Genomic DNA, 15925 nt, shown 5'->3' with positions numbered 1-15925 from the left:
CGAGTTCTTTTTCTTGCAACCAATCGGGGTGTAGCTTAGCCTGGTAGAGCGCTACGTTCGGGACGTAGAGGCCGGAGGTTCGAATCCTCTCACCCCGACCAGTTTTTCTCGACTGGTCCAGTTAATGTCAGCCCCTGTTGCTGTGTAACGATTTACAGCACAGGCGTGTTCAGCGATGATCGTGAAGCACTTTTTCACATCTTTTGCATTCGCTGAATGGCCGCTGCCGAAATTCCCGTTAAAGAAACTACGCAGATCGCCCTTCCCGGCTTGGCGCGCGCCCTCGTGTCGGCCGGCAAGCTCGCGGCGAAGACAGCCGAAGACATCTATCAGAAGTCGCTGAGCGGCCGCACCAGCTTCATCGCCGAACTGACCGGCACCGGCGCCGTCTCGGCGGCGGATCTCGCCCACACCCTCTCAAGCGCCTTCGGCGCCCCGCTACTCGACCTCGATGCCATCGATCACCAGCGCCTGCCCAAGGACCTGCTCGATCCGAAGCTCTGCCATGCCTACCGCATCGTCGTTCTCAGCAAGCGCAACAACCGCCTGATCGTCGCAACGGCCGACCCGTCGGACCAGCAGGCCGCGGAGAAAATCAAGTTCGCGTCGCAGATGGGCGTGGACTGGGTCATCGCGGAGTACGACAAGCTCTCGCGCATGATCGAAGCCGCCGCAGCCAGTGCTGCGGAAACGATCAACAGCATCGTCGGCACCGAGTTCGAGTTCGACGACGTCACGGCCGACACCTCGGGCGATGCCAACGAACAGGCCATCGCCGAGGTCGAAGACGCACCTGTGGTGCGCTTCCTGCATAAGATGCTGCTCGACGCCGTGAGCATGCGGGCCTCGGACATCCACTTCGAGCCCTACGAACATCATTACCGGGTGCGCTTTCGGGTCGACGGCGAACTGCGTGAAATCGCCAGCCCGCCCACGGTCATCAAGGACAAGCTGGCCTCGCGCATCAAGGTCATTTCGCGGCTCGACATCTCGGAAAAACGCGTGCCGCAAGACGGCCGCATGAAGCTCAAGATCGGCCCCGACCGCGTGATCGACTTCCGCGTGAGCACGCTGCCCACGCTGTTCGGCGAGAAGATCGTCGTGCGTATCCTGGATCCGAGCAGCGCGCGCATGGGCATCGACGCCCTGGGCTATGACGCCGACGAGAAAGAACGACTCCTCCACGCCATCGGCCGCCCCTATGGCATGGTGCTGGTGACCGGCCCCACGGGTTCGGGCAAGACCGTGTCGCTCTACACCTGCCTGAACCTGCTCAACCAGCCGGGCGTCAACATCGCGACGGCGGAAGACCCGTCGGAAATCAACCTGCCCGGCGTCAACCAGGTCAACGTCAACGAGAAGGCCGGCCTCACTTTCGCGGCCGCGCTGCGTGCCTTCCTGCGGCAGGATCCCGACATCATCATGGTCGGCGAAATCCGCGACCTCGAAACCGCCGACATCTCGATCAAGGCCGCGCAAACGGGCCACCTGGTGCTGTCGACGCTGCACACCAACGACGCCCCGACCACGCTCACGCGCATGCGCAACATGGGCATCGCGCCGTTCAATATCGCGTCGAGCGTTATCCTGATCACCGCGCAACGCCTCGCGCGCCGGCTGTGCATGCTGTGCCGCGCACCGATCGACATCCCGCGCGAAGCCCTGCTCGATGCCGGCTTCAAAGAGGAAGACATCAACGGCACCTGGAAGCCCTACCGCCCGGTCGGCTGCGCCGCCTGCAGCGGTGGCTACAAAGGCCGGGTCGGCATCTACCAGGTGATGCCGATTTCGGAGGCCATCCAGGAAATCATCCTGCGCGACGGCAGCGCGCTGGACATCGCGAACCAATCCGAAGCCGAAGGCGTGCGCTCGCTGCGCCAGTCCGGCCTTCGCAAAGTCATGCAGGGTCTCACTTCACTCGAAGAAGTCGTCGCCTGTACCAACCTATAACGAACACACTGAACACCGGAGATCGAATGGCAACAGTGGCATCCTCCCGCTCCCAGGTCACGCACAAGGAATTCGTCTTCGAATGGGAAGGCAAGGACCGCAACGGCAAGCTGGTGCGCGGCGAACTTCGCGCCGCCGGGGAGAACCAGGTGCAGGCGGCCTTGCGTCGCCAGGGCGTGCTGGCCTCCAAGATCAAGAAGCGCCGCATGCGCTCGGGCAAGAAAATCAAGCCCAAGGACATCGCGATCTTCACGCGCCAGCTCGCGACCATGATGAAGGCCGGCGTGCCGCTGCTGCAGTCCTTCGACATCGTCGGCCGCGGCAACGCGAACCCGAGCGTCGCCAAATTGCTGAACGATGTCCGCAGCGATGTCGAGACCGGCACCTCGCTGTCGGCCGCTTTTCGCAAGTTTCCGAAGTACTTCGACAACCTGTACTGCAACCTTGTGGAGGCCGGTGAGGCTGCCGGCATTCTGGAAGAATTGCTGGACCGTCTCGCGACCTACATGGAGAAGACCGAGGCGATCAAGTCGAAGATCAAGTCGGCATTGATGTACCCGACCTCGGTGGTCGTCGTCGCCTTCGTGGTGGTGGCCGTCATCATGATCTTCGTGATCCCCGCGTTCAAGGAGGTGTTCACCTCATTCGGCGCCGATTTGCCTGCGCCGACGTTGTTTGTCATGGCGATCAGCGAGTTTTTTGTTTCCTATTGGTGGCTGATCTTCAGCGTGCTCGGCGGCGGCATTTATTTCTTCCTTCAAGCTTGGAAACGCAACGAACGCGTCCAGAAGGTCATGGATCGCCTGCTGCTGCGCCTCCCGGTTTTCGGCACTCTGATCGAGAAATCCTGCATCGCCCGCTGGACCCGCACGCTCGCGACCATGTTCGCAGCCGGCGTACCGCTGGTGGAGGCGCTCGACTCCGTGGGCGGCGCGTCGGGCAACTCGGTGTACGGTGACGCCACCGCCAAGATCCAGCAGGAGGTCTCGACCGGTACCAGCCTCACGGCCGCCATGACCAACGTCAACCTGTTCCCTTCGATGGTGATCCAAATGACGGCCATCGGCGAGGAGTCGGGCTCGATCGATCACATGCTCAGCAAGGCCGCCGACTTCTACGAATCCGAAGTCGACGACATGGTGGCCGGCCTCTCCAGCCTGATGGAACCCATCATCATCGTGTTCCTGGGCGTCATCATCGGCGGCATCGTGGTGTCGATGTACCTGCCCATCTTCAAGCTCGGCCAGGTCGTCTGATGCTGGTGTCCCAAGGGTTCGACACCGCATTGGCCGGTGTGCTGGGGCTATTGATCGGCAGTTTCCTCAACGTGGTGATCTACCGCACCCCGGTCATGATGTACCGCGGCTGGCTGGGCGATGCGGTCGCCAATCTCATGTCGTCGAAGGACATGCCTTCGCTCTGGTCGCTGGTCTTCGGCCCGAAGGCCGTGCCACCCGCAGGCCTCGAGGCGGCCGCCGACAAGGCCGCCGAAGCGCTTGAGAAGCTCCCGCCTTTCGATCTCACGCGCCCCGCCTCGCGCTGCGGCACGTGCGGCCACAAGATCCGCTGGTACCAGAACATCCCCGTGCTCAGCTACCTCGTACTGCGTGGCCGGTGCGCCAGCTGCAAGACCTCGATCAGCCCCCGTTACCCCCTCGTCGAGTTGATCACGGGCGCGCTGTTCGCCCTGTGCGCACACCGCTTCGGCATCACCCCCACGGGCGCGCTCTGGGCGACCTTCGGCGCCCTGCTGATCTGCCAGTTCCTGATCGACTTCGACACCCAGTTCCTGCCCGACGCACTGAACTACCCGCTGCTCTGGCTCGGGCTGATCGGTGCCGCCATGGGCTGGACCGGCGTCAGCCTGAACACCGCGGTCTGGGGCACCGTGTTCGGCTACCTGAGCCTGTGGCTTGTGTACCATGCCTACCGCCTGGCCACAGGCAAGGAAGGCATGGGACATGGGGACTTCAAACTGCTCGCCGCTCTGGGCGCCTGGCTCGGCGCCGACTACCTCATTGCGATCATCCTCGTCTCGTCGGTGGTGGGCGCCGTGATCGGCATCACGCTGCGCTTCGCCGGCAAGCTGGCCCACAAGGACATTCCCATCGCCTTCGGCCCCTTCCTGGCCGGCGCCGGCCTGATCTGCCTCGTGGCCGGTCCCGCCGTCGTCAAGCAGTGGATTCCCTTCGCCTTCCCTTTCGGGGCCCTGGCCCTTTGAAAACGACAGCGGCATGGCGGTGAAGCGCATCGGCCTGACCGGCGGCATCGGCAGCGGCAAGAGCACGGTCGCGTCGCTGTTGGTGGCCGAAGGGGCGGTGCTGGTCGACACCGACGCCATCGCACGCAGCATCGCGCAGGCCGGCGGCATTGCGATGCCCGCCCTCGAGGCCGCGTTCGGCCCTTCCGTCATCGCCCCCGACGGCGGCCTCGACCGGGCCGCCATGCGCCAGCTGGTGTTCACCGACGCAGGCGCCAAGGCCCGCCTCGAAGCGATCCTGCATCCGCTGATCGGCACCGAGACGCAACGCAAGGCCGCCGCCGCCGGCGACGCCGTCGTCGTGTTCGACGTCCCGCTGCTGGTCGAATCCGGCCGCTGGCGGGCCCTCGTGGACCGCGTGCTGGTGGTCGATGCCCGCGAAGACACGCAGCTGCAGCGCGTGGTCGCACGCTCGGGATGGGAGCCCGAAGCCGTGCGCGCCGTGATCGCCCAGCAGGCGCCGCGCAAGGCACGCCGGGCCGCCGCCGACGCCGTGATTTACAACGAGTCACTGACGCTCGCGGAACTGGGCACCGAGGTGCGGGGTCTCTGGAAGCTGTGGGCTGCGGCCGCCACGCGATAATCCGAGACCAGCCGCCCCGGCGGCTCTATAACGATTACGACAAAAAGGCGCTCGCCACTGCAGTGCCCTCCCCGAGATGCTTTTCAACTCGTATCCCTTCATTTTTGTCTATTTCCCGCTGGTCCTGATCGGGTTCTTCCTGATCGGCAAGCGCAACGCCCGCGCCGCCGCCGGCTTCCTCGGACTGGCCTCGCTGTTCTTCTACGGCTGGTGGAGCGTGCAGGCCCTGCCGCTGCTGCTGGGTTCCATCTGCGTCAACTACTGGTTCGGCCTGCAGCTGACGCCCGCGCCGGGGCGCAACGAGCGCAAGCGCAAGACGCTGCTGATCGCCTCGCTGGTGATCAACCTGGGCGTGCTGGCCGTCTTCAAATACGCCAACTTCTTCCTGGAAAACGTCGATGCGGGGCTGGTCGCCGCGGGTCTCACGCCGATCGATCTGGTGCACATCGTGCTGCCGATCGGCATCTCGTTCTACACCTTCACGCAGATCGCCTTCCTGGTCGACTGCTGGCAGGGCAAGGTGCACGAACGCAGCTTCATCCACTACGTGCTGTTCGTCACCTACTTCCCGCACCTGATCGCGGGTCCGGTGTTGCACCACGCGCAGATGATGCCGCAGTTCGCGAACCCCGCGACCTACCGGATGGACCCGAACAAGGTCGCCATCGGCCTGACGATCTTCGTCTTCGGCCTCGCCAAGAAACTGCTGATCGCCGACCCCATGGGGCAGTACGCCGACCTGATGTTCAACGGCGTTCACAAGGGCATCGAGCCCACGCTGTACACCGCGTGGTTCGGCGCGCTGGCCTACACGCTGCAGATCTATTTCGACTTCTCGGGCTACTCGGACATGGCCGTGGGCCTCTCGATGTGCCTGGGCGTGCAGCTGCCGCTCAACTTCCGCTCGCCCTACAAGTCGACCAACATCATCGAGTTCTGGCGCCGCTGGCACATCTCGCTGTCGACCTTCCTGCGCGACTACCTCTACGTGCCGCTGGGCGGCAACCGCAAGGGCCCGGCGCGGCGCTACCTGAACCTGTTCCTCACGATGCTGCTGGGCGGCCTGTGGCACGGCGCGGCCTGGACCTTCGTGGTCTGGGGCGCGATGCACGGCGCGTTCCTGATGGTCAACCACCTCTGGAACGCCAAGGTCCGCCGCAACGCCACCCCGGGGCGCATCGCGCGCGTGCTGGGCTGGCTGCTGACCTTCCTGTGCGTGGTGGTGGCCTGGATCGTCTTCCGCGCCGACGGCATGAACACGGCCATGTCCATCTACAAGGGCATGCTGGGCCTGCACGGCGCACCGGTCTCGGCGTTCAGCGAGTTCGGCAAGGTGCCGTTCCGCAAGCCGGAGTTCTTCCAGCTCATGCTGGTGGCGATCGTCATCTGCCTGACGCTGCCGCCGACCATCACCCTGGAGCGCTGGATTCCCCACCCGAAGTCGATGGCCGGCCGCCCGGTGATGGCCCGCCTGTCGACCGTGGTGCTCGCCATCGGTACCTTCGCACTGTTCGCGTGGTGCGTTTCGAAGCTGGGCGGCTACAGCCCCTTCCTCTATTTCCAATTCTGATTCGACATGACGACGACCACGACGCCCGCGAAAGTCTGGCTGCGGTTCTTCCTCTTCGGCTATTTCGTCCTGATGGCCCTGTGGATCATTTCGCTCACCAGCCCGGTGCCCTACGGCGACCTCACGCGCATCGGGCGCCTGTCCGAACGCGAGTTCGGCTGGCGCGACCCGCCGCCCAAGGTCGACCCGGTCTACCTGGCCAGCACGCCCATCGAACAGGCGGACGTGATGGTCGTCGGTGACAGCTTCTCCATGACGCACCGCTGGCAGTCCGTGCTCGCCAAGGCCGGCTACCGGGTCTCGACCTCGTACTGGGGCCAGTACGGCGAATCGCTGTGCGGCGACTTCAGCCAGTGGGTCCACGACTCCGGCTTCAAGGGCAAGCTGGTCATCATCGAAAGCGTGGAGCGCCTGCTGGACATGCGCATGCGCTACAGCGAGCGCTGCAAGGACGGCAAGACCATCTTCCCCTACAGCGCCAAGGCCGAGCCCCTCATCGAGCCCGACGAGACCGTGCCGGCCTTCGCGCCCAACTGGGAAGTGCAGTACATGACCGGCGTCGTGACCTATTACCACACATGGAAGGCCAAGAACTCGCCGGTAGACACCTATTTCGATCGTGACACCTGGGTAAGGAAAGTCCCCGACGGTTGCAAATTCTTCTCGCATCGCCAGTGCGACCGGATGCCCTTCTTCCAGGAAGACGAGGACAATGGCCCGTTGACCTCCGACACGCTGGCGCGAATGAAGAACTTCACCGCTGCGCACAGCACCATCCCGCTCCTGTGGATGGTGGTGCCCAACAAGACCACGGTCTACCTCAAGCCCGATTTCTCGAAAGACTTCGAAAGCGGCTTCCGCGATGCGAAGCTGGGCCCCGACCTGTACGCCTTCACCCGCGAAAAGCACGCGCAGATCCGCGACTTCTACTTCTCGAACGACACGCACATGTCCATGCACGGACAGCTCGCACTCGGCGAGCGCATGCTGGCCGCGGTGCGCGAAGTGATGCCCACCCCCCCTTCCAAATCGCCCTGAAGTTATGATTCCGCGACAGGAAACCGACAAATACGCGTGATCCTCTACGAGTACCCCTTCAACGAGCGCATCCGCACGTACCTGAGGCTGGAGCATCTGTTCCGTCGCCTCGGGGAACTGGTGCCCTCGGAATCGCCGCTTTCGCACCACTACGCCCTGATCACGATCTTCGAGATCATGGACGTGGCGGCGCGCGCCGACCTCAAGGCCGACGTGCTGCGCGACCTCGACAAGCACAAGAACGTCTTCAACAGCTACCGGGGCAATCCGGCCATCGCCGAGACGGTGCTGAACCAGGTGGTCGACCAGCTCGAACGCAACTTCAGCGCACTCAACGGCGTGGCCGGCAAGGCGGGACAGGCACTCACCGAGAACGAGTGGCTCATGAGCATCCGCAGCCGCGCCGGCATTCCGGGCGGCACCTGCGAATTCGACCTGCCCGCCTACTACGCGTGGCAGCACCGCACGCCGGCCAGCCGCCGCGCCGACCTGGAACGCTGGTCGAACACGCTGTCACCGCTGGCCTCGTCGATCTACCTGCTGCTCAAGCTGCTGCGCGACGCCGACGTGCCCTACAAGGTGATCGCCACCCACGGGCAGTTCCAGCAGAACCTGCCTCAGGGACGCAGCTTCCAGCTGCTGCGGCTGCGCATCGATCCCAAGCTGGGCCTGGTCCCCGAAATCAGCGGCAACCGCCTCATGGTCTCGGTGCGGCTCATGCGGCACGAAGCCGACGACCGCCTGCACCCGAGCACGGAAGACACCCCCTTCGAACTGACCCTCTGCGCGTGAGGCCCGGTGTGAGCAAGAAGAAAGAAGACGAACGCATCGTCCGCTGCCCGACCTGCGGCGGCGACAGCGTCTACGCCGAGCGCAACCCGTTCCGGCCGTTCTGCAGCGCACGCTGCAAGGGCATCGACTTCGGCGCCTGGGCGACCGAGGAATTCAGGATGCCGGCGGAGACACCGCCCGACGAAGAGCCCTTCGGCGATCCCAAGCTGCAGCAATAGATCGCATGCACGCCGCCGCAGCCCACCAGCCAGGGCTGCAGGGTCGTCAGTTGGCTGCCGCGGGCTGCACGCCCTCTTCCAGGAACACCTTGTCCAGGTAGGTCGCGAACTGCCGCGTGAACGCGGGCCGCAGGTGGCCGTGGTCCTTGTAGGCCGGCGCACCGTCGGGCATCGTCCGCGGGCACTGGCCGTCCTTGCACAGGGCGCCCAGCACGTCGATCGCCTCCGCACCGCTGGCGGCCGCGATCTGCAGGAGCCGCTGGTTGAGCTTCACCTGGTCGGCGAGCACGGGTGCGGTCGGCGAATTGCCCACCACCGACAGCGTGCGCAGGCGGCTGCCCTCGATCATGCGGCGGGGTTCGAAGTCGTCGCCCAGCGCGTTGTCCAGCAGCAGATAGACCTTTTTCTTCTGCTTGACCAGCTCGGTCACCCACGCCTGCAGCGCCACCAGCGAGGGCTCGATGCCGGCGCGGTCGCCGCGGGTCAGGGAGAGCGACGTGCCGTTCGCGCGCAGCACGTAGTCCAGCGGGAACTCGCCCGTGAAGTAGCAGTTCCAGCAGCTGCCGATCAGCACGGTGTCGATCTGCGGGTCGCGTGCCATCGCCATCCACTGGTCGCGGGCCGGGCCGCAGCCGGGGTTCTGCTCGGCGAAGACGTTCGGAATGGCCGGGCACGCGCCGTAGGTGAAGAAGTACGTGGTCGCCATGCGCTCGGGCGCGAGGCGTGCCAGCTCCGCGGCGCGCGGGCCGTATTCGATGACGTGGCTGTCGCCGATCAGCAGCACCTTGCGGGCGCCGTTGCCGATGCGATTCACCGCGTAGGGTCCGAAGTTCTCCGAGGAAAAGCCGGCGTAGTAGTCGCCGTCCACCGTCGCATCGGTCACCTTCTGCAGCAGCTCGCTGTTGTGGCGGGCGGGCAAACCGTTGAGCACCGCCACGCCGGCCACGGCCACGAACGCACCGGTGCCCACGAGCGTGCGCAGCATGCCCGCACCCAGGCGGGCCCGCGTGAACCGCTCGATGAAGCGGTAGGTCAGCCAGGCCAGCAGCACGCTCGCGACCACCATCGTCACGCGCGTGCCCACCGACGGCTCCGCGCCCTTGACGATCCGCGCATACACCAGGAGCGGCCAGTGCCACAGGTACAGCGGATAGCTGATCAGGCCGATCCACACCATTGCGCGGTTCGACAGGAAGTACCTGTTCAGCACGCCCGTCGGGCCGGCGGCGATGCAGCTCACCGCGCCCAGCGTCGGAAGCAGCGCCCACCAGCCGGGGAAGGCCTTGTCGCTGCGGATCATCACGAGGCCCAGCACGATCAGGCCCACGCCCAGCACCGACTGCACATGGCTGCGCCAGACGCTCGGCGCCGACGGCTTCATCCGCATGCAGGCCAGGATGCCGCCCACCATGAGTTCCCAGAAACGCGACGCCGGCGAATAGAAGGCCGCCGTGCGGAACGGGTGGATCGTCGTCACGTTGATGAGGAACGACACCACCGCCAGCACCCACAGCACGCGCACGATCGGCCAGCGCCGGCGCCAGGCCAGCCCGAGCAGCAGCGGCCAGAAAATGTAGAACTGTTCTTCGATGCCCAGCGACCACAGGTGCAGCAGCGGCTTGGTCTCGGCGGCCGTGTCGAAGTAGCCGGCCTCGCTCCAGAAGACGAAGTTGGCCACGAAGCCCACGCCGCCCAGCGCCTGCTTGCCCAGCTCGACGAATTCCTTGTTGAGCAGCACGTACCAGCCGAAGGCGAGCACGCCCGCCAGCACCAGCATCAGCGCCGGGAAGATCCGGCGGATGCGCCGCGCATAGAAATCGCGGTAGCTGAAATCGCCGGCCGCGTGGCTCTGCATGATGATCGTCGTGATCAGGAAGCCCGAGATCACGAAGAAGATGTCGACGCCGATGAAGCCGCCCGGCAGCAGCTTCGGAAACGCGTGGAAGATGACGACCGAGGCCACGGCCACGGCGCGCAGGCCGTCGATGTCGGCACGGTACTTGGGATGCATATCTCTTACTTCTGGACCACGGTCGTGCCGTGCGTCGTCAGGCGACGGTCGACACCGCCTCGGCGGCCGACGCGGGCAGGCCGCGTTCCTCGACCAGCCACGCCAGCACCGGCAGTGCGCCCGGCAGCACCGGCGCCACGTCGAGCGGCAGTTGCTGCCAGGCCATGGCCTGGCTTTCGCGCATTTCGAACTCGCCGGTCCAGTCCGTCACCTTGCACCAGTGCAGGCGCACCAGCGCGTGCGGGTAGTCGTGCTCCGTGACCTTCCAGACCTCGGCGCCGCCGATGGTGATGCCCAGTTCTTCCTGCAGCTCGCGGCGCAGGGCTTCCTCGACCGTTTCACCGGCCTCGATCTTGCCGCCCGGGAACTCCCAGTAGCCTGCGTAGGCCTTGCCTTCGGGGCGCGTGGTGAGGAGCAGCGCCTCGTCGGCCAGGCGGATCAGCACGCCGACGGCCACTTCGGTGTGCTTGCGCGCCGATGTCACAGCCTCGCTCACGCGCCGGCCCGCCCTGCGTAGTCGCGCGCGAACTGGTAGGCCACGCGGCCGCTGCGCGAGCCGCGCTCCAGCGCCCACACGAGCGCCTCGGGCCGCGCCGCCGCGATGGCTGCGTCGTCGACGCCGAACGACGAGAGCCACTGGCCCACGATCGTCAGGTATTCGTTCTGGCTGAAGGGATAGAAGCTCACCCAGAGGCCGAAGCGCTCCGACAGCGAGATCTTCTCTTCGATCACCTCGCCCGGATGCACCTCGCCGTCGTCCGTGTGCTTGTACGTGAGGTTGTCCTTCATGTACTCGGGCAGCAGGTGACGCCGGTTGCTGGTCGCGTAGATCAGCACGTTGGGCGTCGAGGCGGCAATCGATCCGTCGAGGATCGACTTGAGCGCCTTGTAGCCCGGCTCGCCCTCATCGAAGCTGAGGTCGTCGCTGAAGACGATGAACTTCTCGGGGCGCTGCGACACCACCTCGACGATGTCGGGCAGGTCGGTGAGTTCGGCCTTGTCGACCTCGATCAGGCGCAGGCCCTGCGGCGCGTAGGCCTGCAGGCAGGCCCGGATCAGCGACGACTTGCCCGTGCCGCGCGCGCCCGTCAGCAGCACGTTGTTGGCCGGCTTGCCTTCGACGAACTGGCGCGTGTTGCGCTCGATCTTTTCCTTCTGGACGTCGATTTCCCTCAGCGAATCGAGCGCCATCGTGGCCACGTGCTTCACGGGCTCCAGCACGCCATGGCCGGAGCTGCGGCGGCGGTAGCGCCAGGCGATGGAGGCGCTCCAGTCGGTCGGCGCGGCCAGCGGCTGCGGCAGGATCGATTCGATGCGGCCGATGAGCTGTTCGGCGCGCTCGATGAGCTTCTGGAACTGCTCGTTCATGACCGGTAGTCGGCGTTGATGGTCACGTATTCGTGGCTGAAGTCGCAGGTCCACACGGTGTCGCTGGCGGTGCCGCGGCCCAGGCCGATGCGCACGGTGATCTCGCTCTGCTTCATCACGCGCTGGCCGTCTTCCTCGCGGTACGACGGGTTGCGCCCGCCCTTCACCGCCACGTGCACGTCGTCCAGGAACAGGTCGATGCCGGTCTGGTCGAGGTCGGCAATGCCGGCATAGCCGACGGCCGCCAGGATGCGGCCCAGGTTCGGGTCGCTGGCGAAGAAGGCGGTCTTGACCAGCGGCGAATGCGCCACGGCATAAGCCACCTGGCGGCACTCGGCCCCGTCCTTGCCGCCGTCGACCTGGATGGTGATGAACTTGGTCGCGCCTTCGCCGTCGCGCACGATGGCCTGCGCCAGCAGGCGGGCCACGTCGCGCATCGCGGCCACGAGCGCCTGGCCGTCGGCCGAGTCGAGCGAGGTGATGGTGGCGTGCGCGGCCTTCTGCGTGGCGATGACCACGAACGAGTCGTTGGTCGAGGTGTCGCCGTCGATGGTCACGCGGTTGAACGAGGCGTCGGCCAGCTGCGTGGCCAGCGGCTGGATCAGCGCCGGGTCGATCTTCGCGTCGGTCGCCATGAAGCCGAGCATGGTCGCCATGTTCGGGCGGATCATGCCGGCGCCCTTGCTGATGCCGGTGATGGTGACCGTGGCGCCGCCGATCTGCACCCGGCGGCTGAACGCCTTGGGGATCGTGTCGGTGGTCATGATGCCTTCGGCGGCACGGGCCCAGTTGTTTTCCGACGCGTCGGCCAGCGCGGCCGGCAGGCCGGCTTCGATGCGGTCCACGGGCAGCGGCTCCATGATCACGCCGGTCGAGAACGGCAGGATCTGCTCGGGAGCGAGCTCCAGGTGGCGCGCCAGCGCGATGCAGGTGGAGCGCGTGCGCATCAGGCCGTCTTCGCCGGTGCCGGCGTTGGCGTTGCCGGTGTTGATCACCATCGCGCGGATGCCGTAGTTGGCCTTCAGGTGATCGCGGCAGACCTGCACCGGGGCGGCGCAGAAGCGGTTCTGCGTGAACACGCCGCCGACCGCCGAGCCTTCGTCGATCAGCACGACGGTCAGGTCCTTGCGGTTGGCCTTGCGCACGCCGGCTTCGGCCACGCCGATGCGGACGCCGGGCACCGCGAACAAGGCGGCGGGATCGGGAGCGGACAGGTTCACGGGCATGGGATTTCTCTCAATGAAAGGTGCGGGACTTCAGCTCAGTTCAGCTTGCCGTGGCACGCCTTGTACTTCTTGCCGCTGCCGCAGGGGCAGGGGTCGTTGCGGCCGACACGCGCAAAGGCGGCGGCTTCGGCGCTCAGCGCGCCGGCGCCGACGGCCGCGAGGCGGCGCTGGTTCTCTTCGTCGACGCGCACCTCGACCTCGCCGGTCTCGGTGGGCGCGGTGTAGGTGATGTTCGAGACGTTCTCGCCGCGGCTTTCCATTTCCTCGGCCGCCTGCTCGAGCTGTTCGCCCGACTGCACGCGCACCGTCATGAGCTGGCGCGTGACTTCGTTCTTGACCGAGTCGAGCAGCTGTCCGAAGAGCTCGAAGGCCTCGCGCTTGTATTCCTGCTTGGGCTGCTTTTGCGCATAGCCGCGCAGGTGGATGCCCTGGCGCAGGTAGTCGAGCGAGGCCAGGTGTTCGCGCCAGTGGGTGTCGATGCTCTGCAGCAGCACCATGCGTTCGAACTGGGTGAAGTTCTCCTGGCCGATCAGCGTGACCTTGGCGTCGAAGCTCTCGTTGGCGTAGGCCACGATCTTCTCGACCACTTCCTCGTCGGAGATGGCATCGGCGGCCTCGACCTGCTGCTTGAGCGGCATGTCGATGCCCCACTCGCTGAACAGGCTCTTCTCGAGGCTGTCGAGGTCCCACTGCTCTTCGACCGATTCGCGCGGCACGTACTGACGCGCGAGGTCGGTGAAGCAGCCTTCGCGCAACGCGGCGATCTGCGCCGTGAGGTCGGCCGCGTCGAGGATGTCGTTGCGCTGCTGGTAGATCACCTTGCGCTGGTCGTTCGACACGTCGTCGTACTCGAGCAGCTGCTTGCGGATGTCGAAGTTGCGCGCCTCGACCTTGCGCTGCGCGCTCTCGATGCTGCGCGTGACGATGCCGGCCTCGATGGCTTCGCCGTCGGGCATCTTCAGGCGGTCCATGATCGCCTTCACGCGGTCGCCCGCGAAGATGCGCATCAGCGGATCGTCCAGGCTCAGGTAGAAGCGCGAGGAACCCGGGTCGCCCTGGCGGCCCGAACGGCCGCGCAGCTGGTTGTCGATGCGGCGCGACTCGTGGCGTTCGGTGGCAATGATGCGCAGGCCGCCCAGCGACTTCACGAACTCGTGGTCCTTGGTCCACTCGGCGCGCACGTGGGCGATGTCGGCCTGCTTGGTGGCTTCGTCGCGGCCTTCGTCGGCCTCGATCGCCTCGATCATCTTCTCGATGTTGCCGCCCAGCACGATGTCGGTACCGCGGCCGGCCATGTTGGTCGCGATGGTGATCATCTTCGTGCGGCCGGCCTGCGCGACGATGTCGGCTTCGCGGGCGTGCTGCTTGGCGTTGAGCACCTGGTGCGGCAGGCCTGCCTTCTCGAGCAGGGCGTCGATGATTTCCGAGTTCTCGATGGACGAGGTGCCCACCAGCACCGGCTGGCCGCGCTCGTAGCACTCGCGGATGTCCTGGATGGCTGCTTCGTACTTCTCGCGCGTGGTCTTGTAGACGCGGTCGAGCTGGTCGTCGCGCTTGCTGATGCGGTTGGGCGGAATGATCGTGGTCTCGAGACCGTAGATTTCCTGGAACTCGTAGGCCTCGGTGTCGGCCGTGCCGGTCATGCCGGCCAGCTTGCCGTACAGGCGGAAGTAGTTCTGGAAGGTGATCGAGGCCAGCGTCTGGTTCTCGGCCTGGATCTCGACGCCTTCCTTGGCTTCCACGGCCTGGTGCAGGCCGTCGCTCCAGCGGCGACCGCTCATGAGGCGGCCGGTGAATTCGTCGACGATGACCACTTCGCCCTGCTGCACCACGTAGTGCTGGTCGCGGTGGTACAGGTGGCGGGCACGCAGCGCGGCATTCAGGTGATGCATCAGCGTGATGTTGGCCGGGTCGTACAGCGACGCGCCTTCGGGAATCAGCTTGAGCTCGCCCAGGATGCGCTCGGCGTTCTCGTGGCCATCTTCGGTCAGGAACACCTGGTGGGTTTTCTCGTCGACCGTGAAGTCGCCGGGCACCGTGACGCCCTCGCCCGTGCGCGGATCGGCTTCGCCTTCCTGCTTCTTGAGCAGCGGCACCACCTTGTTGATCGCCAGGTACAGGTCGGTGTGGTCTTCGGCCTGGCCGCTGATGATCAGCGGCGTGCGGGCCTCGTCGATCAGGATGGAGTCCACCTCGTCGACGATCGCGAAGTTCAGGCCGCGCTGCACCCGGTCACCGGGCTCGTAGACCATGTTGTCGCGCAGGTAGTCGAAGCCGTACTCGTTGTTCGTGCCGTACGTGATGTCGCTGCTGTAGGCGGCCTGCTTTTCCTCTCGCGGCATCTGCGGCAGGTTGATGCCGACCGACAGGCCCAGGAAGTTGTACAGGCGGCCCATCCAGGTCGCGTCGCGGTTGGCCAGGTAGTCGTTCACCGTGACCACGTGCACGCCCTTGCCGGACAGCGCATTCAGGTACACGGGCAGCGTGGCGGTCAGCGTCTTGCCTTCGCCGGTGCGCATTTCGGAGATCTTGCCGTTGTGCAGCGCCATGCCGCCGAGCAGCTGGACGTCGAAGTGGCGCATCTTCATGACGCGCTTGGAGCCTTCGCGCACGGTGGCGAAGGCTTCGGGCAACAGGTCGTCGAGCGACTCGCCCTTGGCGATACGGTCCTTGAATTCCTGCGTCTTGGCGCGCAGCGCGTCGTCGCTGAGCTTTTCGAATTCGGGTTCGAGCGCATTGATGCGCGTCACCGTCTTGCGATACTGCTTGAGGAGCCGGTCGTTGCGACTGCCGAAGATCTGGGTCAGGAAGTTGGTTGCCATGGGCGTGGAGAGGGGCGGGCACCTGACACGACAGGCACTGCGACCGGATTCCCTAAGATATGGTGAAAGCAGTTGGGCGCACCTTCT

General features: G+C 65.6%; 13 protein-coding genes and 1 tRNA gene. 9 read left to right on the top strand and 5 right to left on the bottom strand.

Going from position 1 to position 15925, the window contains the following annotated elements; genetic code table 11:
* The first annotated feature begins 24 nt into the window (after positions 1-24).
* The 9 genes from AC07SQ_RS11045 to AC07SQ_RS11005 all read left to right on the top strand — a co-directional run bounded on the left by AC07SQ_RS11045 (position 25) and on the right by AC07SQ_RS11005 (position 8411).
* Positions 25-101: transfer RNA gene (locus AC07SQ_RS11045), tRNA-Pro, on the top strand.
* Positions 102-216: 115 nt separating this feature from the next.
* Positions 217-1950 carry a type IV-A pilus assembly ATPase PilB gene (pilB, locus tag AC07SQ_RS11040; RefSeq protein ID WP_062474518.1) on the top strand — a complete coding sequence of 578 codons (1734 nt, stop codon included), beginning with the start codon at positions 217-219 and terminating at the stop codon, positions 1948-1950.
* 26 nt (positions 1951-1976) lie between these two features.
* Positions 1977-3206, top strand: a complete 1230-nt coding sequence (locus AC07SQ_RS11035) for a type II secretion system F family protein (protein WP_495265181.1) — start codon at positions 1977-1979, stop codon at positions 3204-3206.
* Positions 3206-4171: a prepilin peptidase gene (locus AC07SQ_RS11030; protein WP_495271188.1), complete on the top strand. Its 966-nt coding sequence runs from the start codon at positions 3206-3208 to the stop codon at positions 4169-4171. The genes AC07SQ_RS11035 and AC07SQ_RS11030 overlap by 1 nt, the downstream gene beginning before the upstream one ends.
* A gap of 13 nt (positions 4172-4184) precedes the next feature.
* Positions 4185-4793 (top strand): dephospho-CoA kinase, encoded by a 609-nt coding sequence (gene coaE, locus AC07SQ_RS11025; RefSeq protein WP_495271189.1) that lies wholly within the window; start codon positions 4185-4187, stop codon positions 4791-4793.
* Between the two features lie 76 nt (positions 4794-4869).
* Entirely contained in the window at positions 4870-6363 is a 1494-nt protein-coding gene (locus AC07SQ_RS11020; RefSeq protein WP_495271190.1) for an MBOAT family O-acyltransferase, read from the top strand.
* Positions 6364-6369: 6 nt separating this feature from the next.
* Positions 6370-7401 (top strand): hypothetical protein, encoded by a 1032-nt coding sequence (locus AC07SQ_RS11015; RefSeq protein WP_495271191.1) that lies wholly within the window; start codon positions 6370-6372, stop codon positions 7399-7401.
* A 36-nt stretch (positions 7402-7437) separates the two neighbouring features.
* Positions 7438-8193, top strand: coding sequence for a cell division protein ZapD (zapD, locus tag AC07SQ_RS11010; RefSeq protein ID WP_495271192.1), 756 nt, complete (start codon positions 7438-7440; stop codon positions 8191-8193).
* An 8-nt stretch (positions 8194-8201) separates the two neighbouring features.
* Complete coding sequence (locus AC07SQ_RS11005) at positions 8202-8411, top strand: DNA gyrase inhibitor YacG (RefSeq protein ID WP_369631662.1); 210 nt, start codon at positions 8202-8204, stop codon at positions 8409-8411.
* Positions 8412-8457: 46 nt separating this feature from the next.
* Here AC07SQ_RS11005 and AC07SQ_RS11000 read toward each other — a convergent pair whose 3' ends face one another.
* The 5 genes from AC07SQ_RS11000 to secA are packed head-to-tail and all read right to left on the bottom strand — an operon-like array spanning position 8458 to position 15838.
* Positions 8458-10422, bottom strand: a complete 1965-nt coding sequence (locus tag AC07SQ_RS11000) for an acyltransferase family protein (RefSeq protein ID WP_495271193.1) — start codon at positions 10420-10422, stop codon at positions 8458-8460.
* A 37-nt stretch (positions 10423-10459) separates the two neighbouring features.
* Positions 10460-10918, bottom strand: coding sequence for an NUDIX domain-containing protein (locus AC07SQ_RS10995; RefSeq protein WP_070063620.1), 459 nt, complete (start codon positions 10916-10918; stop codon positions 10460-10462).
* A complete protein-coding gene (locus AC07SQ_RS10990; protein ID WP_062474537.1) occupies positions 10915-11790 on the bottom strand; it encodes an ATP-binding protein in 876 nt (291 codons plus the stop codon). The genes AC07SQ_RS10995 and AC07SQ_RS10990 overlap by 4 nt, the downstream gene beginning before the upstream one ends.
* Positions 11787-13016: a bifunctional glutamate N-acetyltransferase/amino-acid acetyltransferase ArgJ gene (gene argJ, locus AC07SQ_RS10985; protein ID WP_495271194.1), complete on the bottom strand. Its 1230-nt coding sequence runs from the start codon at positions 13014-13016 to the stop codon at positions 11787-11789. Before argJ ends, AC07SQ_RS10990 begins: the two co-directional genes overlap by 4 nt.
* A gap of 35 nt (positions 13017-13051) precedes the next feature.
* The gene (gene secA, locus AC07SQ_RS10980; protein ID WP_495271195.1) at positions 13052-15838 is read right to left on the bottom strand and encodes a preprotein translocase subunit SecA; all 2787 of its coding nucleotides are present in this window, start codon (positions 15836-15838) and stop codon (positions 13052-13054) included.
* Positions 15839-15925: the final 87 nt, after the last annotated feature.

Source organism: Variovorax sp. GW821-FHT06D12 (assembly GCF_059419205.1).
The sequence above is the reverse complement of the archived record's forward strand: the minus strand, read 5'-3'. Positions and strand labels throughout refer to the sequence as shown.